At 66.8% G+C, this 22,897-nt stretch carries 25 protein-coding genes; 13 read left to right on the top strand and 12 right to left on the bottom strand.

Features of this window, described 5'->3' with window-relative positions:
- Positions 1–98 precede the first annotated feature (98 nt).
- Positions 99–1,055, top strand: coding sequence for a LysR family transcriptional regulator (locus KDK82_RS22710; RefSeq protein WP_088166366.1), 957 nt, complete (start codon positions 99–101; stop codon positions 1,053–1,055).
- Between the two features lie 12 nt (positions 1,056–1,067).
- Here the strand turns inward: KDK82_RS22710 and KDK82_RS22705 are convergent, their stop codons facing one another.
- The gene (locus KDK82_RS22705) at positions 1,068–1,997 is read right to left on the bottom strand and encodes a LysR family transcriptional regulator (protein WP_013803921.1); all 930 of its coding nucleotides are present in this window, start codon (positions 1,995–1,997) and stop codon (positions 1,068–1,070) included.
- Between the two features lie 102 nt (positions 1,998–2,099).
- On the opposite strand from KDK82_RS22705, the gene lysA reads away from it, so the two are divergent.
- A complete protein-coding gene (gene lysA / locus KDK82_RS22700) occupies positions 2,100–3,353 on the top strand; it encodes a diaminopimelate decarboxylase (protein WP_088166242.1) in 1,254 nt (417 codons plus the stop codon).
- 190 nt (positions 3,354–3,543) lie between these two features.
- Here the strand turns inward: lysA and KDK82_RS22695 are convergent, their stop codons facing one another.
- From KDK82_RS22695 to KDK82_RS22680, 4 genes are all read right to left on the bottom strand, one after another.
- Positions 3,544–4,554, bottom strand: coding sequence for an NAD(P)H-dependent glycerol-3-phosphate dehydrogenase (locus KDK82_RS22695; RefSeq protein ID WP_013803923.1), 1,011 nt, complete (start codon positions 4,552–4,554; stop codon positions 3,544–3,546).
- A 120-nt stretch (positions 4,555–4,674) separates the two neighbouring features.
- The gene (gene secB, locus KDK82_RS22690) at positions 4,675–5,130 is read right to left on the bottom strand and encodes a protein-export chaperone SecB (protein WP_088166241.1); all 456 of its coding nucleotides are present in this window, start codon (positions 5,128–5,130) and stop codon (positions 4,675–4,677) included.
- Between the two features lie 129 nt (positions 5,131–5,259).
- The gene (gene grxC / locus KDK82_RS22685) at positions 5,260–5,517 is read right to left on the bottom strand and encodes a glutaredoxin 3 (RefSeq protein WP_088166240.1); all 258 of its coding nucleotides are present in this window, start codon (positions 5,515–5,517) and stop codon (positions 5,260–5,262) included.
- A gap of 88 nt (positions 5,518–5,605) precedes the next feature.
- Entirely contained in the window at positions 5,606–6,013 is a 408-nt protein-coding gene (locus KDK82_RS22680; RefSeq protein ID WP_013803926.1) for a rhodanese-like domain-containing protein, read from the bottom strand.
- Between the two features lie 98 nt (positions 6,014–6,111).
- Between KDK82_RS22680 and gpmA the strand changes: the two genes are divergently transcribed.
- The 4 genes from gpmA to KDK82_RS22660 all read left to right on the top strand — a co-directional run bounded on the left by gpmA (position 6,112) and on the right by KDK82_RS22660 (position 9,760).
- On the top strand, positions 6,112–6,855 hold the full coding sequence (gene gpmA / locus KDK82_RS22675; protein ID WP_034390756.1) for a 2,3-diphosphoglycerate-dependent phosphoglycerate mutase: 744 nt from the start codon (positions 6,112–6,114) through the stop codon (positions 6,853–6,855).
- 121 nt (positions 6,856–6,976) lie between these two features.
- Positions 6,977–8,413, top strand: coding sequence for a S41 family peptidase (locus KDK82_RS22670; RefSeq protein WP_013803927.1), 1,437 nt, complete (start codon positions 6,977–6,979; stop codon positions 8,411–8,413).
- A gap of 76 nt (positions 8,414–8,489) precedes the next feature.
- Positions 8,490–9,242 (top strand): HesA/MoeB/ThiF family protein, encoded by a 753-nt coding sequence (locus KDK82_RS22665; RefSeq protein WP_012203738.1) that lies wholly within the window; start codon positions 8,490–8,492, stop codon positions 9,240–9,242.
- A gap of 119 nt (positions 9,243–9,361) precedes the next feature.
- Positions 9,362–9,760 carry a response regulator gene (locus KDK82_RS22660; RefSeq protein ID WP_013803928.1) on the top strand — a complete coding sequence of 133 codons (399 nt, stop codon included), beginning with the start codon at positions 9,362–9,364 and terminating at the stop codon, positions 9,758–9,760.
- Positions 9,761–9,848: 88 nt separating this feature from the next.
- Here the strand turns inward: KDK82_RS22660 and KDK82_RS22655 are convergent, their stop codons facing one another.
- On the bottom strand, positions 9,849–10,481 hold the full coding sequence (locus tag KDK82_RS22655) for a response regulator transcription factor (RefSeq protein ID WP_012203736.1): 633 nt from the start codon (positions 10,479–10,481) through the stop codon (positions 9,849–9,851).
- Positions 10,482–10,624: 143 nt separating this feature from the next.
- On the opposite strand from KDK82_RS22655, the gene KDK82_RS22650 reads away from it, so the two are divergent.
- From KDK82_RS22650 to KDK82_RS22630, 5 genes are all read left to right on the top strand, one after another.
- A complete protein-coding gene (locus tag KDK82_RS22650) occupies positions 10,625–12,004 on the top strand; it encodes a CHASE3 domain-containing protein (RefSeq protein ID WP_013803929.1) in 1,380 nt (459 codons plus the stop codon).
- Positions 12,005–12,280: 276 nt separating this feature from the next.
- A complete protein-coding gene (locus KDK82_RS22645) occupies positions 12,281–12,442 on the top strand; it encodes a DUF1328 domain-containing protein (RefSeq protein ID WP_013803930.1) in 162 nt (53 codons plus the stop codon).
- A 111-nt stretch (positions 12,443–12,553) separates the two neighbouring features.
- Complete coding sequence (locus KDK82_RS22640; protein ID WP_013803931.1) at positions 12,554–12,943, top strand: hypothetical protein; 390 nt, start codon at positions 12,554–12,556, stop codon at positions 12,941–12,943.
- Positions 12,944–13,022: 79 nt separating this feature from the next.
- A complete protein-coding gene (locus tag KDK82_RS22635; RefSeq protein WP_012203732.1) occupies positions 13,023–13,343 on the top strand; it encodes a BON domain-containing protein in 321 nt (106 codons plus the stop codon).
- A 172-nt stretch (positions 13,344–13,515) separates the two neighbouring features.
- Entirely contained in the window at positions 13,516–14,637 is a 1,122-nt protein-coding gene (locus KDK82_RS22630) for a putative zinc-binding metallopeptidase (RefSeq protein ID WP_034398218.1), read from the top strand.
- Between the two features lie 105 nt (positions 14,638–14,742).
- On the opposite strand, the gene coaD is transcribed toward KDK82_RS22630, so the two are convergent.
- From coaD to KDK82_RS22610, 4 genes are all read right to left on the bottom strand, one after another.
- A complete protein-coding gene (coaD, locus tag KDK82_RS22625; protein ID WP_034398214.1) occupies positions 14,743–15,243 on the bottom strand; it encodes a pantetheine-phosphate adenylyltransferase in 501 nt (166 codons plus the stop codon).
- A 131-nt stretch (positions 15,244–15,374) separates the two neighbouring features.
- Complete coding sequence (gene rsmD / locus KDK82_RS22620; RefSeq protein WP_012203729.1) at positions 15,375–16,085, bottom strand: 16S rRNA (guanine(966)-N(2))-methyltransferase RsmD; 711 nt, start codon at positions 16,083–16,085, stop codon at positions 15,375–15,377.
- On the bottom strand, positions 16,082–17,443 hold the full coding sequence (locus tag KDK82_RS22615; protein ID WP_088166239.1) for a pitrilysin family protein: 1,362 nt from the start codon (positions 17,441–17,443) through the stop codon (positions 16,082–16,084). The genes rsmD and KDK82_RS22615 overlap by 4 nt, the downstream gene beginning before the upstream one ends.
- Positions 17,444–17,469: 26 nt before the next feature.
- Positions 17,470–18,948 carry a pitrilysin family protein gene (locus KDK82_RS22610; RefSeq protein WP_013803936.1) on the bottom strand — a complete coding sequence of 493 codons (1,479 nt, stop codon included), beginning with the start codon at positions 18,946–18,948 and terminating at the stop codon, positions 17,470–17,472.
- A gap of 28 nt (positions 18,949–18,976) precedes the next feature.
- On the opposite strand from KDK82_RS22610, the gene ftsY reads away from it, so the two are divergent.
- Together ftsY and KDK82_RS22600 are read left to right on the top strand one after the other, a co-directional pair.
- On the top strand, positions 18,977–20,197 hold the full coding sequence (ftsY, locus tag KDK82_RS22605) for a signal recognition particle-docking protein FtsY (RefSeq protein WP_034390747.1): 1,221 nt from the start codon (positions 18,977–18,979) through the stop codon (positions 20,195–20,197).
- A gap of 238 nt (positions 20,198–20,435) precedes the next feature.
- Positions 20,436–21,425, top strand: a complete 990-nt coding sequence (locus KDK82_RS22600) for a tripartite tricarboxylate transporter substrate binding protein (protein ID WP_088166238.1) — start codon at positions 20,436–20,438, stop codon at positions 21,423–21,425.
- Here the strand turns inward: KDK82_RS22600 and cutA are convergent.
- Together cutA and KDK82_RS22590 are read right to left on the bottom strand one after the other, a co-directional pair.
- Positions 21,412–21,810 carry a divalent-cation tolerance protein CutA gene (gene cutA / locus KDK82_RS22595; protein WP_088166237.1) on the bottom strand — a complete coding sequence of 133 codons (399 nt, stop codon included), beginning with the start codon at positions 21,808–21,810 and terminating at the stop codon, positions 21,412–21,414. The genes KDK82_RS22600 and cutA overlap by 14 nt on opposite strands.
- 49 nt (positions 21,811–21,859) lie before the next feature.
- A complete protein-coding gene (locus KDK82_RS22590) occupies positions 21,860–22,885 on the bottom strand; it encodes a 2-dehydropantoate 2-reductase (RefSeq protein WP_088166236.1) in 1,026 nt (341 codons plus the stop codon).
- Positions 22,886–22,897 lie beyond the last annotated feature (12 nt).

The raw sequence follows: 22,897 nt of genomic DNA, 5'->3' as shown, positions 1-22,897 counted from the left end.
GCGTCTTTCCGGACCGGGCCGCCCTGTGTCTGACTGGCCGCGTGAAATTGAAATTCAGTGTAGGTTTCGGGTCTTGATTCAACAAATCGATATGAATGATGTCTCGCATCGATCATTTCAATCTGCGCTCCTTCGACCTGAACTTGCTGCTGGCTTTCGACGCGCTGATGCAGGAGCGCAGCGTGACGCGCGCCGCCGCCTGCCTGCGCATCAAGCAACCGGCCATGAGCCATGCGCTGTCCACGCTGCGCCTGCTGATGGACGATGAACTGTTCGTGCGCGTGGGCTACCACATGGAGCCCACGCTGATGGCCCGCGAACTGCACGCCCCGGTGCGCGAGCTGCTGGAGGCCTCGCAGAGGCTGCTGCTGTCGCGCCGCAGCTTCGATCCGGCCACCGATGAACACACCTTCCGCATCGGCATCTCCATCCAGTCCGAATCGCTGCTGGTCTCCGAGCTGTTTGCCGACCTGGCCGTGTCCGCACCGCGCGTGAAGCTGCTGCTCAGCCCCACCAGCCGCGAGCGGGCCTTCGACGCGCTGGATGCCGAGCAGATCGACCTGGCCATTGGCTACCTGCCCGGCGGCAGCGGCTGGCACCGCCGGCAGATGCTGTTCGACCTGGGTGTGGTCTGCTGCTACCACCCGGCCCTGCTGCCGTTTGCCGCGCCGCTGAGCATGGCGCAGTACCAGGCTGGCCGCCACGCCATGATCTCGGCCAAGGACAGCCTGTACGGCTACCTGGAAGATGCGCTGGAGGCGGCCGGAGTGGCCATCAACCCGGTGCTCGCGGCATCCAACTTCCTCACGCTGTTCGCCACCGTGGCACGCGCACCGTTGCTGACCACGGTGCCGGCCATCGTGGCACGCCACTATGCGCCGCTGTTCGGCCTGGCCATCAGCCCGCTTCCGTTTGCCTTTCCGTCCTTCCCCGTAGAGCTGGTCTGGCATGCGCGCAGCCATGAGGACAGCGCCCACCGGTGGCTGCGCCAGCGCCTGGAGCGCAGCGCCCAGGCCATCGTTCCTGCCGACATGGTGCGCACCCCTTCGGCCTAGGCACTGACGCCTTCAGCCGACCGCGGCCACCTCGGCGGCGAGCGCGTCCACCAGCCACTGCACCTCGGCCACGGCCGGCCGGTGCAGCGGCAGCAGCGCATGGACCTGGAAGGGAATGGAAAACGCCAGCGGCCGCACCACCAGCTGCGGCCCGGCGCAGGCACGCGCCGTCAGCGGATTGACGATGGCCACGCCCAGGCCATGCTGGACCATGGCGCAGACCGCCACGGCGCTGTGGGTCTCCAGGTGCAGCTGGCGCTGCACGCCGGCCTGCTCGAACACGGCATCGATCTGCTGGCGATAGGGATCGTCGCGCGCCAGGCTGACAAAGCTTTCCCCGGCAAAGTCAGCCACCTCCAGCACCGGCCTTGCGGCCAGCGCATGGCCTGCGGGCAGCACGGCCACCTCGTCCATGGCGGGCAGCGCAAGGGCGCGCGTGCCCGGAGGCGCCTCGGCCAGCTCGGCCAGGCCCAGGTCGTAGCGCTGGGCGGCCATCCACTCCTGCAGCAGCGGCGCCTCCTGCGTGGCCACGCTGACGGCCACCGGGCCGTGCTCCGCATGCAGGCGTGCCAGCGCTGCGGGCAGCAGCGCATGGCTGAGGGCAGGCAGGCACAGCACGTTGATGCGCGCCTGGTGCGGTCGGCCCAGGGCCAGCGCATGCTCCACCACCCGGTCCAGCCCCTGCCAGCTGCGCTGCACCTCGGCCCACAGCGACAGGGCGCGTGCCGTGGGCCGCAGCCGGCCCTGGGCACGCTCGAACAGCGCATAGCCCAGCAGGCTCTCCATCCGCGCCAGTTCGCGGCTGACGGTGGGCTGGGAGCTGAACAGCATCTGCGCCGCCGCCGTGGCGCTGCCGCTGAGCATGAGCGCGCGAAACACCTCCAGGTGGCGGTGGGAGATGCGGGGTTCGGGAGACGTGTGCGGCAGCGCGGGGTCTTGCATGGCAAGAGCATATCCAAATCAAATAGACACCATAAGAACAAGCATTGGACTGAATGACCGCCATCCACCATCATGCGCGGCAGTTCCCCTGAAAGAGACACCATGTCCAATCCCTTCTCGCCCGCCCAGCTCTGGGCCCTGGCCGACCAGCACGGCACGCCGCTGTGGGTCTATGACGCCGCCACCATCCGCGCACGCATCGCCCAGCTCAAGGCCTTCGACACCATCCGCTTTGCACAGAAGGCCTGCTCCAACATCCACATCCTGCGGCTGATGCGCGAGCAGGGTGTGAAGGTGGACGCCGTCTCGCGCGGCGAAATCCTGCGCGCGCTGGCCGCCGGCTACGCGGCCGGCCATGGCGACGACCTGCACAGCGACATCGTGTTCACCGCCGACGTGATGGACGAGGCCACGCTGGCCTGCGTGGCCGAGCACAAGGTGCCCGTGAACGCCGGCTCCATCGACATGCTGCACCAGCTGGCCCAGGCCTCGCCCGGCCATCCCGTGTGGCTGCGCATCAACCCCGGCTTCGGCCACGGCCACAGCAACAAGACCAACACGGGCGGCGAGCACAGCAAGCACGGCATCTGGCACAGCGACCTGCTGGCGGCGCTGCAGGCCATCCGCGACGGCGGCCTGAAGCTGGCCGGCCTGCACATGCACATCGGCTCGGGCGTGGACTACGGCCATCTGCAGCAGGTCTGCGGCGCCATGGTCGAGCTGGTGCGCGCCACCCGCCGGGCAGGCCATGACCTGCAGGCCATCTCGGCCGGCGGCGGCCTGTCCATTCCCTACCGCGATGGCGACGCCACCATCGACACCGCCCACTACCACGGCCTGTGGGATGCGGCACGCAAGGACGCCGAGGCCATCGTGGGCCACGCGCTGGGCCTGGAGATCGAACCCGGCCGCTTCCTGGTGGCCGAGTCGGGCGTGCTGCTGGGCCAGGTGCGCGCCACCAAAAACGCGGGGAGCAACCATTTCGTGCTGGTCGACACGGGCTTCAACGAACTGATGCGCCCTTCCATGTACGGCAGCTGGCACGGCATGGAAGTGCTGCGCCGCGACGGCCAGGCCATGCCCCTGCGCGATGCCGTGGTCGCCGGCCCGCTGTGCGAATCGGGCGACGTGTTCACCCAGGGCGACGGCGGCGTGGTGCTGCCGCGCGCGCTGGCAGGCGCCTCGGTGGGCGACCTGCTGGTCATCCATGACACGGGCGCCTATGGCAGCTCCATGTCCAGCAACTACAACACGCGCCCGCTGGCCGCCGAGGTGCTGGTCGATGGCGACAGCACCCGCCTGATCCGCCGCCGCCAGACGGTGGAGGAACTGCTGGGCCTGGAGCTAGGCCTGTAACTGGGCCTGTAACTGGGCATGTAGCGCGCCAGACGCCAGGATTTCTGACGCAAAAAAGCCCCGGGGCCTTCCAGCCCCGGGGCTTTTTCATCGCCGGGCCGCCCCAAGATGAAAAGCGGCCCCCTCGGGGGGCAGTGGACCTTGCGCAGCAAGGGGAGCGTGGGGGCCATTTTTCATGGACACCGAAGAATCACTCGCCGCGTGGATCGCGCGCCATCAGGTGCTGCACGGCCTCGGCCGCCTGAAGCCGGCCGTCCAGCAGCTCGACCACGGTTTCGGTGATCGGCATCTCCACGTTCAGCAGCCGCGCGCGTGCCAGCACGGTGCGCGCGCTGTACACGCCCTCGGCCACATGGCCCAGCGAAGCCACGGCCTGCTCCAGCGTGCGGCCCTGGGCCAGCAGCAGGCCCACCTTGCGATTGCGCGACAGGTCGCCCGTGGCCGTCAGCACCAGATCGCCCAGGCCCGACAGGCCCATGAAGGTCTCAGTGCGCGCGCCCAGGGCCAGGCCCAAACGCGTCATCTCGGCCAGGCCGCGCGTGATCAGCGCGGCGCGGGCGTTCAGGCCCAGCTGCAGGCCGTCGCACAGGCCGGTGGCAATGGCCAGCACGTTCTTCACGGCGCCGCCCACTTCCACTCCCACGATGTCGGCATTGGCATAGACGCGCATGGCGCCGCCGTGGAAGGCGGCCACCAGGGCGTCATTGACCTGGGCATGCCGGCTGGCCGCCACCAGGGCCGTGGGCTGGTGGCGTGCCACCTCGGCCGCGAAGCTGGGGCCGCTGAGCACGCCGCACAGCAGATCGGGCGCCACCTCGGCGCAGACCTCGTGCGCCATCAGTCCATGGGCGGCGGCCGAAGCGCCTGCGGGCACGGCCTCGAAGCCCTTGCACAGCCAGGCCACGGGTGCGGGCACATGCTGCAGCCGGCCCAGCCATTCGCGCAGGGCAGCCATGGGCGTGCCGATCACGATCAGGTCGGCGGCCGCCAGATGGCCGTCGATCTCGCCATGCACCACCTGCAGCGCGGCAGGCAGTGCCACGCCCGGCAGGTAGCGTGCGTTCTCGCCGCTGCCGTGCATGGCCTGCGCCTGGGCGGCGTCGCGCGCCCAAAGGGTCACGACACGCCCGTCACCGCGCGAGGCCGCGCTCATCGCCAGCGCCGTGCCCCAGGCGCCTGCGCCAATCACCACTATGTTCATATCTGCTCGACGTTGAAGAAGCGACGTTGATGAAAAAAAGAGGCCCTCGGGCCTCTTTTCTTGTACCACAGCGATGCGACGCGCCTGGGCGCAAATCACATCGTCCGGGAATGGACCGGCTTACTGCGGCAGCGAGTTGCCGTCCGCCTGGGCGGCTGCCTGCTGCTGCTCGTACATGGCCTGGAAGTTGATCTCGGCGAGGTGCACGGGCGGGAAGCCGGCGCGGGTGACCACGTCAGCCACGTTGCCGCGCAGGTAGGGATAGATGATCTGGGGGCAGGCAATGCCGATCACGCCGCCCATCTGGTCTTCGGGCACGTTGCGGATCTCGAAGATGCCGGCCTGCTTGGCCTCGACCAGGAACACGGTCTTGCCCTGGATCTTGGTCTGCACGGTGGCGGTCACGGCCACTTCGTAGATGCCTTCGGCCACGGGAGTCGCCTCGACGCCAAGCTGGATGTCCACGCTGGGCTGCTCCTGCTCCAGCAGGATGGCGGGCGAGTTGGGCTGCTCCAGCGACAGGTCCTTGAGGTAGACGCGCTGGATCTGGAAGACGGGAGTGTCCTGTTCGGCCATGGAATCAGTCTTTCTGGGCAAAAAACCCTGGTGCGGTGACCAGGGCATCAAAAAAATCACCAACAAAATGCCCGCTGCCAAGAGCTTGCGCAGCGGGCACCTGGGCCAGCATTATGCAGTGCCCGTGTTTCAGCTTTGCAGCAGAGGCACCAGACCGCCGTCGGCGTCCAGCGCCATCAGGTCGTCGCAGCCGCCCACATGGCGCTCGCCGATGAAGATCTGGGGCACCGTGCGGCGGCCCGTGCTCTGCATCATCACGTCGCGCGCGGCCGGATCGGTGTCGATGCGGATCTCTTCGATCTGCTCCACGCCCTTGGACTTGAGGATCTGCTTGGCCCGGATGCAATAGGGGCAGACAGCGGTGGTGTACATCTTCACGGCTTGCATGTGCGACTTTCTTCGAGTTTGCGGCGTGCCGCCGGCTGGCGCCCGGGGCGCGGAGCAGCGGCTTCCATCGCCGTCAGATGGGGGCGTCTCAGGCCTTTTCAACCGGCATGCCGGCATCGCGCCAGGCCTTCAGGCCACCGGCCAGGGCCTGGGCCTTTTCGTAGCCCAGCTTCTTCGCAATGCCTTCGGCACGGGAGGCGCGGTTGCCCTTGGTGCAGATCAGCACCAGCGGCAGCGCCTTGTTCTTCACGGTGGTGGGCAGCTTTTCCTCGAACTGGCTCAGCGGCACATTCTTGGCGCCGTTGGCATGGGCGGCCGCGTACTCTTCGGGCTCGCAGACATCGATGACCACGGCCTTTTGGCGGTTGATCAGTTGCACGGCCTGCGCCGCCGTCAGCGAGCCGCCGCCTGCGCCGCGCACCAGGGGCAGCAGCAGCATCACGCCGGAAGCCAGCGCGATCAGGATCAAATACCAGTTATCGATGATGAATTTCACGTCATTCCTTGGGTTGGCAAACCTGTCAATTCTAGAATGCTGGCTTTTGCCCCCGCGACAGCCCAGCTTTGTCGCATCGAGAGACTTAGAAAGCCGCCATGTACAAGCTCGTGCTGATCCGCCACGGTGAATCCACCTGGAACCTCGAAAACCGCTTCACCGGCTGGACCGATGTGGACCTGACCGCCACCGGCGTCGAACAGGCCAAGAACGCCGGCCGCCTGCTCAAGGCCGAAGGCTATGACTTCGACCTGGCCTACACCAGCGTGCTCAAGCGCGCCACGCGCACGCTGTGGCACACGCTGGACGAAATGGACCGCACCTGGCTGCCCGTGCAGCACAGCTGGCGCCTGAACGAGCGCCACTACGGCGGCCTGCAGGGCCTGAACAAGGCGGACATGGCCAAGCAATACGGCGACGCCCAGGTGCTGGTGTGGCGCCGCAGCTACGACACGCCCCCGCCGGCCCTGGAGCCGCAAGACCCGCGCAGCGAGCGCAGCGACGTGCGCTACGCCCAGCTGGACCCCAGCCAGGTGCCGCTGACCGAATGCCTGAAGGACACGGTGGCCCGCGTGCTGCCGTTCTGGAACGAGTCCATCGCGCCCGCCATCCTGTCCGGCAAGCGCGTCGTGGTCGCGGCCCACGGCAACTCCATCCGCGCGCTGATCAAGTACCTGGACGGCATCTCGGATGACGCCATCGTCGGCGTCAACGTGCCCAATGGCATTCCGCTGGTCTATGAGCTGGATGCCGATCTCAAGCCCATTCGCCACTATTACCTGGGCGATGCAGAAGCTGCCGCCAAGGCTGCAGCCGCCGTGGCCGCACAGGGCAAGGCCTGAGCCGGGCCCGCTTGAGGTGAGCGCCTGCTGCGGAAATTGCGCTTGCTGCGCCGTTTTTAGGGAACCACGCGGGCGCTTGCCTTTCCAAGCGGGTGTATATTGACGCGGTTAAAGGGGTGATATGGGCCAGAAAATCAAAATTGCCGGCTGGGTTTCCGTAGGCGTAATCGCCGGAGCACTGACCACGGTTTCCTTGCAGACCGTGGCCCGCGGTGCCATGACCCCGCTGCCGCTGGAGGAAATCCAGCAGCTGTCCGCCGTCTTCGGCCTGATCAAGACCGACTATGTCGAGTCGGTCGATGACAAGAAGCTGATCACCGATGCCATCTCCGGCATGGTGTCCAGCCTCGATCCGCATTCGCAGTACTTCGACAAGAAGTCCTACAAGGAATTCCGCGAGGGCACCTCGGGCCGCTTCGTCGGCGTGGGCATCGAGATCACGCAGGAAGACGGCCTGATCAAGGTCGTCTCGCCCATCGAAGGCTCCCCCGCCTTCCGCGCCGGCCTCAAGACCGGCGACCTGATCACCAAGATCGACGACACGGCCGTCAAGGGCCTGTCGCTCAACGACGCCGTCAAGCGCATGCGCGGCGAGCCCAACACCAAGGTGCAGCTGACCATCCTGCGCAAGGATGAAAGCCGCAGCTTCCCCGTGACCATCACGCGCGAAGAAATCAAGACGCAGTCCGTCAAGGGCAAGGTGATCGAGCCCGGCTACGGCTGGATCCGCCTGAGCCAGTTCCAGGAACGCACGGTGGACGACTTCGTGCGCAAGGTCGAGGAACTGTACAAGCAGGACCCCAACATGAAGGGCCTGGTGCTGGACCTGCGCAACGACCCGGGCGGCCTGCTGGACGCTGCCGTCGCCATCTCGGCAGCCTTCCTGCCGCCGGATGTGACCGTGGTCTCCACCAACGGCCAACTGGCCGAGAGCAAGGAAACCTACAAGGCATCCCCCAGCTTCTATGCCCGCCGCGGCATGGGTGACCCGCTGCAGCGCCTGCCCGCCTCGCTCAAGAAGCTGCCGCTGGTGGTCCTGGTCAACGAAGGCTCGGCCTCGGCCAGCGAGATCGTGGCCGGCGCACTGCAGGACCACAAGCGCGCCATCATCATGGGCAGCCAGACCTTCGGCAAGGGCTCCGTGCAGACCGTGCGCCCCCTGGGCCCCGACACGGGCCTGAAGCTGACCACGGCGCGCTACTACACGCCCAGCGGCAAGTCCATCCAGGCCAAGGGCATCGTGCCCGACGTGATGGTGGATGAGACGCCCGAAGGCGACCTGTTCGCCGCCCTGCGCATGCGCGAGGCCGACTTGGAAAAGCACCTGTCCAGCGGACAGGGTGCCGAGGTCAAGGACGAGGTGCGCGAGAAGGCCCGCGAGGAAGCCCGCAAGCGCCTGGAAGAGGAAGCCAAGAAGCCGCCGGCCGAGCGCCGCCTGCCCGAGTTCGGCACCGAAAAGGACTTCCAGTTGCAGCAGGCGCTCAACCGCCTCAAGGGCCAGCCCGTCATGGTCAGCAAGACCCTGACCGAGCGCGAGCCCGAGAAGAAGGAAAACTGACAGCGCGGCGCGGACCGGGTCCGCGCCTGCACCAAGCCGGGCCTTGCGCCCGGCTTTTTCACGTCTGGAGTCGCGAATGAACGACGATCAACTGCTGCGCTACTCGCGCCACATCCTTCTCGACGAAATCGGCATCGAAGGCCAGGAGCGCATCCTGGCAGCGCATGTGCTCATCATCGGCGCAGGCGGCCTGGGCGCGCCCGCCGCGCTGTACCTGGGCTCGGCCGGCATAGGCCGCATCACCCTGGTGGACGACGATGCGGTGGACATGACCAACCTGCAGCGCCAGATCGCCCACACCACGGATCGCGTGGGCCAGCCCAAGGTGGAATCCATACGCACGGCCGTGCACGCCATCAACCCCGGCATCCGCATCGACTGCCGCCAGCAGCGCGCCGACGACGCGCTGCTCGACGAGCTCGTGCCGCAGGCCAGCCTGGTGCTGGACTGCACGGACAACTACCGCACGCGCCACATGATCAACGCGGCCTGCGTGCGGCACAAGGTGCCCCTGGTGGCGGGGGCGGCCATCCGGCTGGACGGCCAGCTCATGGTCATGGACCCGCGCGACGAGAACTGCGCCTGCTATGCCTGCGTGTTCCCGCCCGATGCGCAGTTCGAGGAAGTGCAGTGCTCGACCATGGGCGTCTTCGCGCCCGTGGTGGGCGTCATGGGCACGCTGCAGGCGGCGGAAGCCCTCAAGCTGATCGCGGGATTTGGCACGCCTGCAACAAACCGCCTGACCATGTTCGACAGCCGCAGCCTGGATTGGAGTAGCATGCAAACCACTCGTGTACCGGAATGTCCCGTTTGCGGTAACAAGGCGTAGGAATCGGCTGACCCCCACGCCGATCCCTCACTGGCACAATCGCCCGCTGTCGCGCAGGACAATGAAGGCCGGGCTCCACCGGACTCCGATTGCCATCCGCGTCCCTATTGGATACAGCCGTGAAATTGCGCACCTATCTTGTTGAAGACAACCCTACGATCCGCGAGAACCTGATCGCCACGCTCGAAGAACTGGCCGATGTCGAGGCCGTGGGCATCGCCGAGACGGAGAGCGCGGGGACGGACTGGCTTCAGCAGAACCCCGACGCATGGGATCTCGCCATCGTCGACCTGTTCCTGCGCCAGGGCAGCGGCCTGGGTGTGCTCACCGCCTGCCGCGAGCGCCAGCCGCACCAGAAGATCGTGGTGCTCAGCAACTATGCCACCCCCGACATCCGCAGCCGCTGTGCCCAGCTCGGCGTGGATGCCGTCTTCGACAAGTCCAATGAAATCGACGCACTCATGGACTATTGCATGAATATCGATGCGGCGTCACTCAATCAACTCAAAACAGCCTGAACCCAAAGCACTGCATTTGATTTTTCACCAAAGAAAAAGGCTGCACGACTTGATAATCGTGCAGCCCGTATTTTCTATTGACTGAAAATCAATCGATCAGCCTGTTCTTCAGTGCGTAATACGTCAGATCGCTGTTGGAAGACAATCCCATTTTCTCCATGAGTCGCGTGCGATAGGTGCTGACCGTCTTTACGCTCAGTGAAAGCGACTTTGCAATATCACCTGCGGTTTCACCACGCGCGAGCTTGAGGAAGACCTGGAACTCACGCTCGGACAGCTGCTCATGCGCTGGCGCGTCATCCTTGCGGTTGAGCTGCTGGGCCAGCAGGTCGGCCACGGCGGGCGTCAGGTAGCGGCGGCCCAGGGCCACGGTGCGGATCGCTTCGGCAATCTCCTGGGGATCGCATTCCTTGTTCAGGTAGCCGCTGGCGCCTTGGCGGATCAGGTTGATCGCGTAGTGCTCCTCGGGATAGCCGCTCAGGATCAGGATGCCCATGTCCGGCGCCTTGGCGCGCAGCATGGCCAGCGCGTCGATACCGCTTTGGCCCGGCATGGACAGGTCCATCAACAGCACGTCGATCTCGTGGGCACGCACCAGATCGATGGCCTCGCGGCCATTGGCGGCCTCACCGACTACACGCAGGTCCACGTGTTCCGAGAGAAACTGACGCAGGCCCGAGCGCACAATTGCATGGTCGTCCACAATGCCAATTCTGATCATGAATACCTCTTTTTCGGGGGACCAGCGGGATCGCTGGTCGTGCAAACAATATATGGTAACGGCCGGCGCAGGAACTGCCCCGGCAGCCGATAACACGAATTATGCAGAATATCGGCGAAGATCTTGTAGGTGAGAGGATGCTTATGCGTTGGATAAATTTCCGAAGAATTGCGATCAGCCTGGCATTCGCCATCGTCGCGGCCGTGCTGCTGGTGAGCATTAACGAGGCCAGCTACAAGCGCTCCACCAAGGCGCTGGAGGCCATGACCCAGACCCAGAACACCCGCTCGGAGATCAGCCAGCTGCTGCGGCTGATGCTGGATGCGGAGACCGGCCTGCGCGGCTACCTGCTCACGGGCGAGGAGCGCTACCTGGAGCCCTACAGCAAGGCGATCACGGCCATCAACTACAACATGGACGAGCTGCGCCAGATCTTCATCTACGACCCGCAGGAGCTGGCGATCTTCACGCCTCTGGCGCGCCAGGTCGAACGCAAGATGAGCGAGATGGAACTCAGCCTGCGCCTGTACCGCCAGGGCAACGAGGAGGCCTGGCGCTTCGTCATGTTCACCGACGTGGGCATGGAGAACATGGACGCCATCCGCGACTACACGGGCAAGCTGCTGTCAGGCATAGACCAGCGCTCGGCCAAGAACCTGCAGGACATCGAGCACACGCTGTCGCTGTCACGCATAGGCATCGCCACGGTCACGGCCCTGGGCGTGCTGGGCTTTTTCATGTACCTGCGCCAGGCCCACGCGCTGCAACAGGCCCACCAGCGCGAGCAGGAGATCCAGCGCGACGAGCGCAACCGCCTCGAAGCCCTGGTGCGCGAGCGCACGGCCACGCTGACGGAGCTGGCCAACCACTTGCAGCAGGTGCGCGAGGACGAGCGCGGACACCTGGCGCGCGAACTGCACGACGAGCTGGGCTCGCTGCTGACGGCCGCCAAGCTCGACGTGGCGCGCCTCAAATCCAAGATCGACCTCAGCGCGCCTGACGTGGGCGAACGCGTCAGCCATCTGGTGGAGACGCTCAACAGCGGCATCGCCCTCAAGCGCCGCATCATCGAGGACCTGCGCCCCTCCTCCCTGTCCAACCTGGGCCTGACGACGGCGCTGGAAATCCTGGCGCGCGAGTTCGGCGAGCGCAGCGGCATCGAAGTCACGGCCAACCTGGAGCAGGTGGAACTGCCGGAATCCACCCAGCTCACGGTCTACCGCATCGTCCAGGAGTCGCTGACCAACATCGGCAAATATGCCAAGGCCAGCCATGTCCTGGTCTCCGTGCACAACTATCCGACCTATGTGACGGTGCAGATCCAGGACGACGGCGAAGGCTTCGAGACCTCGGCCATGCGCCCCAACTCCCACGGGCTGGCCGGCATGCGCCACCGCGTGGAGGCCGCAGGCGGCCGCCTGACCGTCTCGTCCGAACTGGGCAAGGGCACGGCGATCTCCGCCGTCATCCCGCTGGCGCCGATCTCCACGGACAAAAGCGCCGGTACGGTCGCCACCGCCTGAAGCGGCAGCACCCGCCATGCAAAAGCCCCTGCGCGCCCACGCGCCAGGGGCTTTTTTTCATGCGCGCTCCTGGATGGCTGCAGCCGCCGGCGGTTGGCAAGCCCTGTGCAGCCGGAGCATTCCTACACTGCCCCCCCGCCTAACCCTGACGCCATGCCACGCCGGCCACCGTCAGATACACCTTTGGCGGCTCAGTACAGTCGAACCCATGCAAACAGCACTTGGCCCATCCGCCCCGTGCCGTTTCTTGGAAACGAACAACCCAAGGAGTTTTACATGCTGCACTACGCCATCGTGTTCTTCGTCATCGCCCTGGTAGCCGCCATCTTCGGTTTTGGTGGTATTGCGGCAGGTGCTGTAGGCATCGCCAAGATCCTGTTCTATATTTTCGTGATCATGGCTGTCGTCACCTTTGTGATGAGCCTGATCAAGAAGTAGCGGCGGCGCCGCCTTCAGCCCCCTGCCAGCCCAAGCCCGCTTACCGCGGGCAGCCAGCCCGGCAGCCCGACCGCCTTTCGCATTCATGCCAGTTTTGAGGAGATAGAACCAATGAGCCAAGCCGAGAAAGCCGTGAACAAAGCCGCCGATACCGCCAAGGACGTTGCCCAGGATGTCGCGGATGCCGCCAAGGAAGCCGTCAACACGACACGCCGCACTGCAGCGAATGCGCTGGACAAGGCCGAGGAAGGTGTCCAGTCCATCGAGCGTGAACTGAATCCCGTCATCGATGACCTCGCAGCACGTGCCCAGGAATTGGCCACACGCGGAATCAACTTCTGCGCCGACAGCTCCGACCGCGCCCGCCGCCAGCTGCAATCGGCCACCGAGGCCACCACGCGCTACGTCATCGAACAGCCGGGCCGCTCCATCCTGCTGGCCGCGGCCACGGGCGCAGCCCTTGCCACCGCGTTCTTCATGAGCTCACGCTCGCGCAAGTGAGCGGTCGCCCAGTTCCCTGAGTCTCCCGAGTACCGTTAGTCCAGTTACCCCAATTTTCTTACCCAAGAAAGAATTGATCATGCAAAAGTACACCCGTGCCATCGCTTTCGCTCTCGTCGCCGGCGCCACCGTGCTCGGCACCACCGCCTGCTCCGTCGCCCGCGACCAGCAGACCGTGGGTTCGTATGTGGATGACGCAGGCATCACCACTGCGGTGAAGGCCAAGATGGCAGAGGACAAGAGCGTCTCGGCCACCTCCATCAGCGTCGAGACCCTGAACGGCACGGTGCAGCTGTCGGGCTTTGCCAAGTCCGAATCGGAAAAGGCCCGCGCCGCCGAGATCGCCCGCACCACCAAGAACGTGCGTGAAGTGCGCAACAGCATCGTGGTTCGCCCCTGATGCAGGCCCCTGCGGGGGCTGATCCAAGTACAAGGCCGGAGACTTCCGGCCTTTTTTCATCCAGGGCCCCAACTGCCGCACGGTCCGCCGCAAGGATTGCCGACCATTGCAGCCGACGGCAGGTACGACCCCTTTCCACCGTGCGCCGGACATACGGCGTAAAGTGACCGACATGCGAGTCTTCAACTGCGATGCCTGTGGCCACCCGGTCTTCTTCGACAGCGTTCAATGCGTGCACTGCGGCGCCACCCTGGCCTTCCTGCCCGAGCGACTGCATGTGGCCTGCCTGCGCCCGGTTTCCGGCACGCGGGACAGCGTGCTGTGGGAGAGCCTGTCCTCGCTGACGAGCGGCAAGCCGCCAGGCCGGCTCTACAAGATGTGCAGCCACCGGGGTCCCGTGGGACAGTGCAACTTCGCCCTGCCCGCAGACGATCCCCATGCGCTGTGCGAGTCCTGCCGCCAGACACGCTGGCTGCCCGATCTGTCAGACCCGTCCAATGCGCTGCGCTGGACCCGGATCGAGGCCGCCAAGCGCCAGCTGTTCTACACGCTGGCCCACCTGGGCCTGGGTCCGCGGCCTGGAGAGGATGGGCCGCGCTTCGAGCTGCTGGCCGACCTGCCGGGGCAGGCACCCGTGATGACCGGCCATGCCAACGGCACCATCACGCTGAACGTGGTGGAGGCAGATGATGCCGAGCGTGCCCGGCGCCGCCAGGCCCTGCATGAGCCCTACCGGACGCTGGTGGGCCATCTGCGCCATGAGTCCGGCCACTTCTTCTGGGACAGGCTGGTGGTGGGCGCGGGCCGTATCGAGGAATTCCGCCGCCTGTTCGGCGACGAGCGCCAGGACTATGGCCAGGCCCTGCAGAACTACTATGCGCGCGACCCGATGGATGAGCAGTGGCGCGACAACTTCGTCAGCGCCTATGCCACCTCCCACCCGTGGGAAGACTGGGCCGAAAGCTGGGCCCATTACCTGCACATGGTGGATCTGCTGGAGACTGCGGCCAGCTATGGCACCTGCATCACCATGCCTGGAGGCTCAGGGACAAGTACAGGCTCGGGCACGCAGCCCGCGCTGTGCGTGCAGGACCCTTTCGCGGTCCATGCACGGCCGGACTTCGGCACCATGCTGGACCAGTGGGTGCCGCTGACGCTGCTGACCAACAGCCTCAACCGCAGCCTGGGCCATGGCGATGCCTATCCGTTTGCCCTTTCGGCCGGGGCCAGGCGCAAGCTGGAATTCGTGCACGCCGCCGTGAATGCGAGCGCCACGCGGCAGGCTGCCTTCTAAGAAGGAACTGCGAGAGGGCCCTGGCCGCCCCCTTGCCGGGCCTCAGGACAGCCAGGCGGCAGGGCATCAGGGCGCGGGATCAAGGCGTGCGATCAGGTTGTGCGATCACGACCCACGATTGGCCTGTACCTTCTGCAGAAGGCGGGTACGCACGCTGGGAGAGACGAACTTGTCGATCTCGCCATCCAGCGTGGCGATCTCGCGCACGAAGGTGCTGCTGATGAACTGGTAGCGGTCGCTGGGCGTGAGGAAGACGGTCTCCACCTCGGGCATCAGCGTGCGGTTCATGCCGGCGAGCTGGAACTCGTAGTCGAAGTCGGTGACCGCACGCAGGCCGCGCACCATGGCCTTGCCGCCGCGCTCGACCACGAAGTCGCGCAGCAGGCCATGAAAGCTCTCGACCTGGACATGGGGATAGATGGACACGGCCTCGCGCACCATCTCCATGCGCTCCTCAAGATTGAACATGGTCTTCTTGTGGTGGCCTGCCGCCACGGCGACGATGACGTGGCTGAACAGCTGGGTCGCGCGGCGCACCACGTCTTCATGACCCAGCGTGATCGGATCGAAAGTTCCGGGATAGACGGCAATCACGTCGTGGCTCATGGCGGTCGCTTTCATTGGCTGCGCGTGCCCTGTCCGGCACGGATGGCGCATTATGCATTGCGCTGCAGCATGGCCGGTCGGCTGTGCGACAGCCGCGCTCCTGCCAGGGAACGCGGCCGCCGCTGCGCCCTTTACTCGTCCTGCGGTGCCTTGCGCAGCAGATGGGCGTGGACGGCGCCCGCCTTCAGATGGCGGAACAGCTGCAGGCCACCGGCCTCGGCCAGTTGCTCCTCGGTCCAGGCCTGGGGCGCCTCCAGATAGACATAGCCCGTGGCGGACACCGCCTGCGCGGCGGCCTTCAGCGCAGGCTCGAACAGATCGGCATGGTCGAAGGGCGGATCGATCAGCACCAGGTCCAGCGTGCCCGGCGCCACCTGGCGCAGGCAGCCGATGCCATCGCCGCGCAGCACGCGCACGGACTGGGCGTCCAGGCGCTCGCGCAGGCGCTGCAACTGCTGGACCAGAGTGGCGTCCTGCTCGTTCATCAGCACATTGGTCGCGCCGCGCGATGCGGCCTCGAAGCCCAGCGCGCCCGTGCCCGCGAAGGCATCCAGGCAGTGCCAGCCCGTCAGGTCCTGGCCCAGCCAGTTGAACAGGGTCTCGCGCACGCGATCCGGCGTGGGCCGCAGGCCCGGATGCTGCGCCACGGGCAGCCGCGTGCGGCGCCATTGGCCGCCGATGATGCGGACCTCGCCTGCGCCCACCGGCGCCGGCCGTCCGGCTTTCGCCTTGGCGGCAGCAGGTGCTGCGGCAGCTGCCTTGGGTGCTGCGGCCTCGGCCGTGGCCTTTTCCAGCCAGCGCTTGCCGGCAGGGGTATGAATTTTGATGCTGTTGCGGCTCATTGTTTGCCTCCCACGACGACGGTCACCATGCGCTCGGGCTGCAGCATGCGCTGCATGGCCTCGCGCACATCACGCACGGTGAGCGCCTGCACGCGCTCGGTCCAGTGCTCCAGGTAGTCCAGCGGCAAGCCGTTCCAGGCGATGTTGGACACATTGCCCAGCAGCTTGCGGTTGCTGTCGATGCGCAGCGCAAAGCCGCCGATCAGGTTGTCCTTGGCGGCCTTGAGCTCCTTCTCGGTCGGGCCTTCGGCCACGAAGCGGCGCAGCGTGTCCTGCGACACCTTCAGGGCCTCGGCTGCCTGGTCGGGGCGCGTCTGCAGGGCGATCGTGAAGGCGCCTGCGTCCAGACCCGGCGAGAAATCGCTGTAGACGCTGTAGCTCAGGCCGCGCTTTTCGCGCACTTCCTCGGTCAGCCGCGAGGTGAAGCCGCCGCCGCCCAGGATGTGGTTGCCCACCAGCACGGCCATGAAGTCCGGGCTGTTGCGTGCAATGCCGGGCTGGGCGATCAGCACCTGCGCCTGGGCCGAGGCGAAGGGGATGTTCTCGTTGACCGGCGCCTTGAGCGCCTGCACCTTGGGCACGTCGGGCAGGGGCGCGCAGGCACTGGCGTCCTGGCCCTGCGCCGCCTGCAGCGGAGCCAGCAGTTGCTGCACCAGCTGGTCGGCCTGCTCGCGGCTGACCGCACCGACGATGCTGACCTTGGCGCGGCAGGCCGCGATCAGGCGGCGGTGGAAGGACTGCATGTCGGACAGGTCGATGTGCGCGAGGCTCTCGCCCGTGGCGCGCGCTCCGTAGGGATGGGTGCCGAACACGCCCTGGCTCAGGGCCTTGCCGGCCACCGTGCCGGGGCGCGTGTCCGACTCCTTGATGGCCGCGGTCCAGCGCTCGCGCTCGCGCAGCCACACGTCCTGCGGCCAGCTGGGGCTGGCGATCTGGCGCGCCGCCAGCGCCACGGCGCGCTGCAGCAGCGCAGGCTCGGTCAGGGAGCGCAGCCCGTAGCTGAAGCTATCGCGGCCCGCCTGGGCGCCAAAGCTGGCACCCAGATCGGCCCAGGCCTGGCCCAGGCCGTTCTCGTCCAGCGCAGGCGCATCGCCCTGGGCGGTCACGCCCTTGGAGGCCATCAGCGCCACGGCGCTGGCCAGGCCGACCTGGTTGGCGGGATCGCGCCGGCTGCCGGCATCGAAGTCCATCTGCACATCGACCATGGGAATGCCCGGGCTGTCCACCAGCCAGACCTGCGCCCCGCTGGGCTGGGTCCAGTGCTGGATGGGCAGCAGGGCCCATGCGGACGTGGCACCAAAGCCCATGCCCACGCCTGCCAGCACCGTGCTGGCCACCATTTTTTTCATGTTCTTCATCTTCACTCCAGCGTGCTTCGGGGGCATCAATGCAGGGGTCCGCCGATGCCGGCACCCGCATCGGGGCGACGGGGCTTGCCGCCTTCGGGCAGCGGTTGCGGCACCAGGGTGCCCACCGTGAGCTGGTCATCGCCAAAGTACTTGGCAGCCACACGCTTGACGTCATCGGGCGTGATGGTGCGCAGCTGGGTCAGCAGCTGGTCTTCCGCATCCAGCGGCATGCCCTGTATCCAGTAATTGCCCAGGCTCTGAGCCTGGCCCATGACCGAATCACGCTCATAGACATTGGAGGCCATCCACTGCGTCTTCACGCGCTCCAGCTCGGCGGGCTCCACACCATCCTTGGCGACCTTGGCCACTTCGGCGCGCAACGCCGCCTCGACCTCGGCGGCAGTCTTGCCCGTGGCGGGCACGCCCGTCAGCATGAACAGACCGGGGCCACGGCCCATGAGGGACATGGAGCTGCCCGCGCCATCGGCCACGCGGCCTTCGCCCTGCACCAGGGCGCGCTCCAGGCGGGCACCGTCATAGCCGTCCAGCACGGCCGACAGAACCAGCAGCGCCAGCGCATCCCGGTCGTCGGCCTGCAGGTCGCTGACGCGCGTCAGCGAGGGCGCGCGGAAGGCCAGGGCCACCAAGGCCTGCTCGGCCGGCTGCTTGACCTCGATGCGGCGGATGCCGATCTGCGCGGGCTCGGTGCGCGGCTTGCGCACCGGCAGGGCGCGCGCGGGAATGCTGCCGTAGTACTTCTCGGCCCAGGCGCGGACCTTGGCCACATCCACGTCGCCGGCAATGACGATGGTGGCATTGCCGGGCACATACCAGCGGCCGTGGAAGTCGCGCACGTCGCCGGGCGTCAGCGCGTCCAGGTCGCTCATCCAACCGATCACGGGGCGGTGGTAGGGCGAGGCCACGAAGGTCGCCGCCATCAGCTGCTCCATGAGCACGGCACGCGGCTGGTCCTCGGTGCGCATGCGGCGCTCTTCCTTGATGACCTCGATCTCTTTCTTGAACTCGCTGTCGGGCCAGTGGTTGTTGGCAAAGCGGTCGGATTCGAGCTTCATCACGTCTTCCAGGCGGCTGGACGGAATCTGCTGGTAGTAGCCCGTGTAGTCGCGGCTGGTGAAGGCGTTTTCCTGCCCGCCCAGCGCGGCCACGCGGCGCGAGAACTCGCCGGGAGCCACCTTGCGCGAGCCCTTGAACATCATGTGTTCGAGCGCGTGGGCCACGCCCGAGGTGCCATCGACCTCGTCCACGGAGCCCACGCGCACCCAGACCATGTGCACGGCCGTGGGCGCGCGCCGGTCGGGCTGCACGATGAGCTGCATGCCGTTCTTCAAGGTGAATTGCTGTGCCGAAGTGGCGGTGCGCGTGCCGCCGGCGGCCTGGCTGGCCACCGTCTGCAGCAGCGATGAAGGGATGGAAGATGATGCATCCGGGGCTGCCAAAGCAGCCCCGGTGCCCATGCAGGCCATTAAGCCCAGGAGGGTGAGTGCATGTTTCATAGAATGCTGTGATTCTAAGAACCTGCCGATGTTCAGTTTTTTCAAGAAAAAGCCCACCCCCTCCGCCGCCGAGATTTCCCCGACGGACAGCAGCGCCGCGCCTGAAAAGGCCGGCATTCCCGCAACCCCACCGCAGGACAGCCCCCCTGCCCTGCCACCGGCCGCACCAGCAGCCCCGGCCGCCGACACCGGCAGTGCCTGGTGGCGCAAGCCCTTTGGCGGCAGCAAGGGCGATGCCGCGCCGCCCGAGACCCCGCCTGCCCCAGCTGCAGCACCCGCGTCCACCATCGCGCCTGCGGACTTCATTGCCGCGCCCGAGCCCACGGCCAAGCCCGAGGCCGAAGGTGCCAGCCGCCAGAACTGGATGCAGCGCCTCAAGACCGGCCTGCGCAAGACCGGCAGCAGCATTGCCACGGTCTTCACGGGCACGCAGATCAACGATGCGCTGTACGAGGAACTGGAAGATGCCCTGCTGATGGCCGACACCGGCGTCAAGGCCACCGAGCACCTGCTCGCCGACCTGCGCCGCCGCGTCAAGGAGGCCAAGGCCACCGACCCCGCCGCCGTCAAGGCGCTGCTGGCCGATGCCCTGGCCGACCTGCTGCGCCCGCTGGAAAAGCCGCTGGTCATCGGCGAGCACCAGCCCACCGTGATCATGGTGGCTGGCGTCAACGGCGCGGGCAAGACCACCTCCATCGGCAAGCTGACCCGTCACCTGGCCGATGAAGGCCAGAGCGTGCTGCTGGCCGCCGCCGACACCTTCCGCGCCGCCGCGCGCGAGCAGCTTGGCGTCTGGGCCAACCGCAACACGGTGGAGATCGTCAGCCAGGAAGGGGGCGATCCTGCGGCGGTGAGCTTTGATGCCGTCACCGCCGGCCGCGCGCGCAAGAAGGATGTGGTGCTGGTGGACACGGCAGGCCGCCTGCCCACCCAGCTGCACCTGATGGAAGAGCTGCGCAAGATCCGCCGCGTGGTCAGCAAGGCCGACGCCACGGCGCCGCACGAGGTGCTGCTGGTCATTGACGGCAACACCGGCCAGAACGCGCTGGCCCAGGTGCGCGCCTTCGACGATGCACTGCAGCTCACGGGCCTGATCGTCACCAAGCTCGACGGCACAGCCAAGGGCGGCGTGCTGGCTGCCATTGCCCAGGAACGGCCGATCCCCGTGTACTTCATCGGCGTGGGCGAAAAGGTCGAGGACCTGGAAACCTTCAACGCCCGGGAATTCGCGCAGGCGCTGCTGTCCTGAGGCCACCCGGCCCACCACCACCCAAAGGAGCGCGCTGCGCTCCTTTTTTCATGGGCATGCGAGCGCAGCGAAGGCCCAGGCATGCAGGCAAGGGTTTTCCCTTGATTCGAATCAAGCCGCAGGTTTTATGCTTTGCATTGATTTATAAGAAGAACGTTGTTTTATATAAGAAACAACCAATAACCCTCAGGCATTCCTTTTGCTTGTACCTGCCTTGCCTTGTTCCCCGGAGTTCCCCATGAAAGCCCCCACCTTGCTCGGCACTGCCGCCCTGCTGGCCGCAGCCGCATGCCAGAGCGCCCTCGCCCAGGATGCCGCCGCCCAGCAGCAAATGGCTGCCAAGCCTTTCACCATCGTCGCGCCCTTTCCGCCCGGTGGCCCGGTCGATGCGCTGGCCCGCCTGCTGTCCACGGGATTGGCCGAGCGCTACAAGCAGACTTCGGTGGTGGAGAACAAGCCCGGGGCCAACGGCAATATCGGCATCGACATGGTCAAGCGTGCCGCGCCGGACGGCCATACGCTGCTGGTCGTGCCCCAGGGCAACCTGACCATCAATCCCACGCTGCTGGCCAGGCCCGGCTACAGCGTGGAGGCGGACTTCGCACCCGTGGCCTCGCTGGCCAGGGCGGCCAATGTGATCGCCGTGCACCCTGGCGTGCCCGCCAAAACGGTGCAGGAGCTGGTGGCCCTGTCCAAGGCCAGGCCGGCCACCATCAGCTATGCCTCGCCCGGCGTGGGCTCCAGCCTGCATCTGGCCGGTGAGCTGTTCAAGCAGCAGACCGGCGCCGACATCCTGCACGTGGCCTACAAGGGCACGGCGCCCGGCCTCAACGATGTGCTGGGCGGCACGGTGCCAATGATCGTGGGCAATGTGCCCGCGCTGCTGCCGCATGTGCAGTCGGGCAAGCTGCGCGCGCTGGCCGTGACAGACCCGGCGCGCAGCAAGTACCTGCCTGATGTGCCCACTCTGGCCCAGGCGGGCGTGCCGGGCATTGCCATATCGTCCTGGTACGGCGTGATGGCGCCAAAGAAGACGCCGCCGGCCGTGCTCAGGCAGCTGGAAAAGGATATTCAGGAGATCTTCAACACGCCGGCCGTGGTCAGGCAGCTGGACCTGCAGGGGATCGAGCCGTGGGTGGTCACGGGCAGCGCCTTCGGCGAGCTGATCCGCAAGGAGACAGCGACCTGGGTGCCTGTGATCAAGGCCGCCAACGTCACGCCGCAGTGATGCGGGGCGCGGCGGCCCTTTCTGCAGTGTCCGCCACGTCCCGGGTCGAGACCTGGGAGCGCAGCCACTGCGCATAGTCGGCCATGCAGCGCTCGGTGCGCATGGTGATCTGCGGCACGCTGTAGCGGTGCCCGGCACGCAGCAGCCGGGCCAGGCGCTCCAGCACGTCGGGCAGGGTCTTGCAGACCAGGCGCCATTCGGACGTGGCATGCAGCTCGCCCTCCCACACGTAGTGCGAGGTGATGGGCTCCACCTGCACGCAGGCCGCGGCCTGCTGCTGCACCAGGCTGCGCGCCAGATGGGCGGCCTCCTCGGCGCTGGGGACGGTGGTGGCCACCACGCACAGCGTGGACCAGGGCGAGGCGGGGTTCTTGGCGGAAGTCATGGAGGCGTAGTCTAAGGTTGCGGGCCGCGCGGGCACGTTGCTCCGGCCCTCAGTCCATCAGCCCCTTTTGCCGTGCCTGCAGCCGCGCCAGGCCCAGCAGCGCATCCGTGAAGGGCGTATCCACGCCGCACAGCTGCCCCATCTCGCGCACCGCGCCCACCAGGGCGTCGAGTTCCACGGGCTTTCCCGCTTCCACGTCCTGCAGCATGGAGGTCTTGAAGGCGCCCAGCTTGAGCGTGACCGCATGGCGGTCTTCGGGCGACTCGTTGATGGGCAGGCCGATGCGCGCGCCGATTTCCTTGGCCTCCAGCATCACGCGCGTGATCAGGCCGCGCACCAGGTCGTCGCCCAGGATGCGGTCCGAGGTGGCACCCGTCAGCGCGCTGACGGGGTTGACGGTCATGTTGCCCCAGAGCTTGTACCAGGCGTCGCGCTGGATGTTGTCGGAGACCTTGGCCTCGATGCCGCCGCGCTGCAGCAGTTGGGCCAGTGCCGCCAGGCGCGGCGTGGGCAGCTGGCCGGGCCCTGTGGCCAGGGGCTCGCCCAGGATGAGGCTGTTGCCGAAGTGCCGACGCACCACGCCGGGCGCATCGTTGGAGCAGCTCGCATGGACCACCGAGCCCAGCACCTGGCCCAGCGGGATGGCTTGCGCAATGCGGCCTTCAGGGTCTACGGCTTTCAGCTGCTTGCCGCGCACGCTGGCATCGACACCGCCGTGCAGGAACCACCAGGGCACGCCGTTCATGGCCGTGAGCACCACGGTCTGCGGGCCGATCAGCGGGGCGATGCGCTCGGCCACATCGGGCATGCCCGGCGCCTTGACGGAGATGATGACCAGGTCCTGCACGCCCAGGGCGGCCGGGTCCTGTTCGGCATGCAGCGCGAAGTGCTCGCGCTGCTCGCCGTGCACGAGGGTCAGGCCCTGGGTGCGCAGGGCCTGCAGCGCAGCGCCGCGCGCCACGGCGCTGAGCTGGCAGCCGGCGCGGGCCAGGGCCGCGCCCATCCAGCCGCCGATGGCACCGGCGCCGAAGATGCAGGCCTTGTCGAATGAAATGCTTGTCTGTTCCATGATCATGCGCGGGAAGCT

This window comes from Delftia sp. K82 (assembly GCF_002193035.1).
Taxonomy (GTDB): domain Bacteria; phylum Pseudomonadota; class Gammaproteobacteria; order Burkholderiales; family Burkholderiaceae_C; genus Comamonas; species Comamonas acidovorans.
This window is presented reverse-complemented; position numbering and strand designations above follow the sequence as displayed.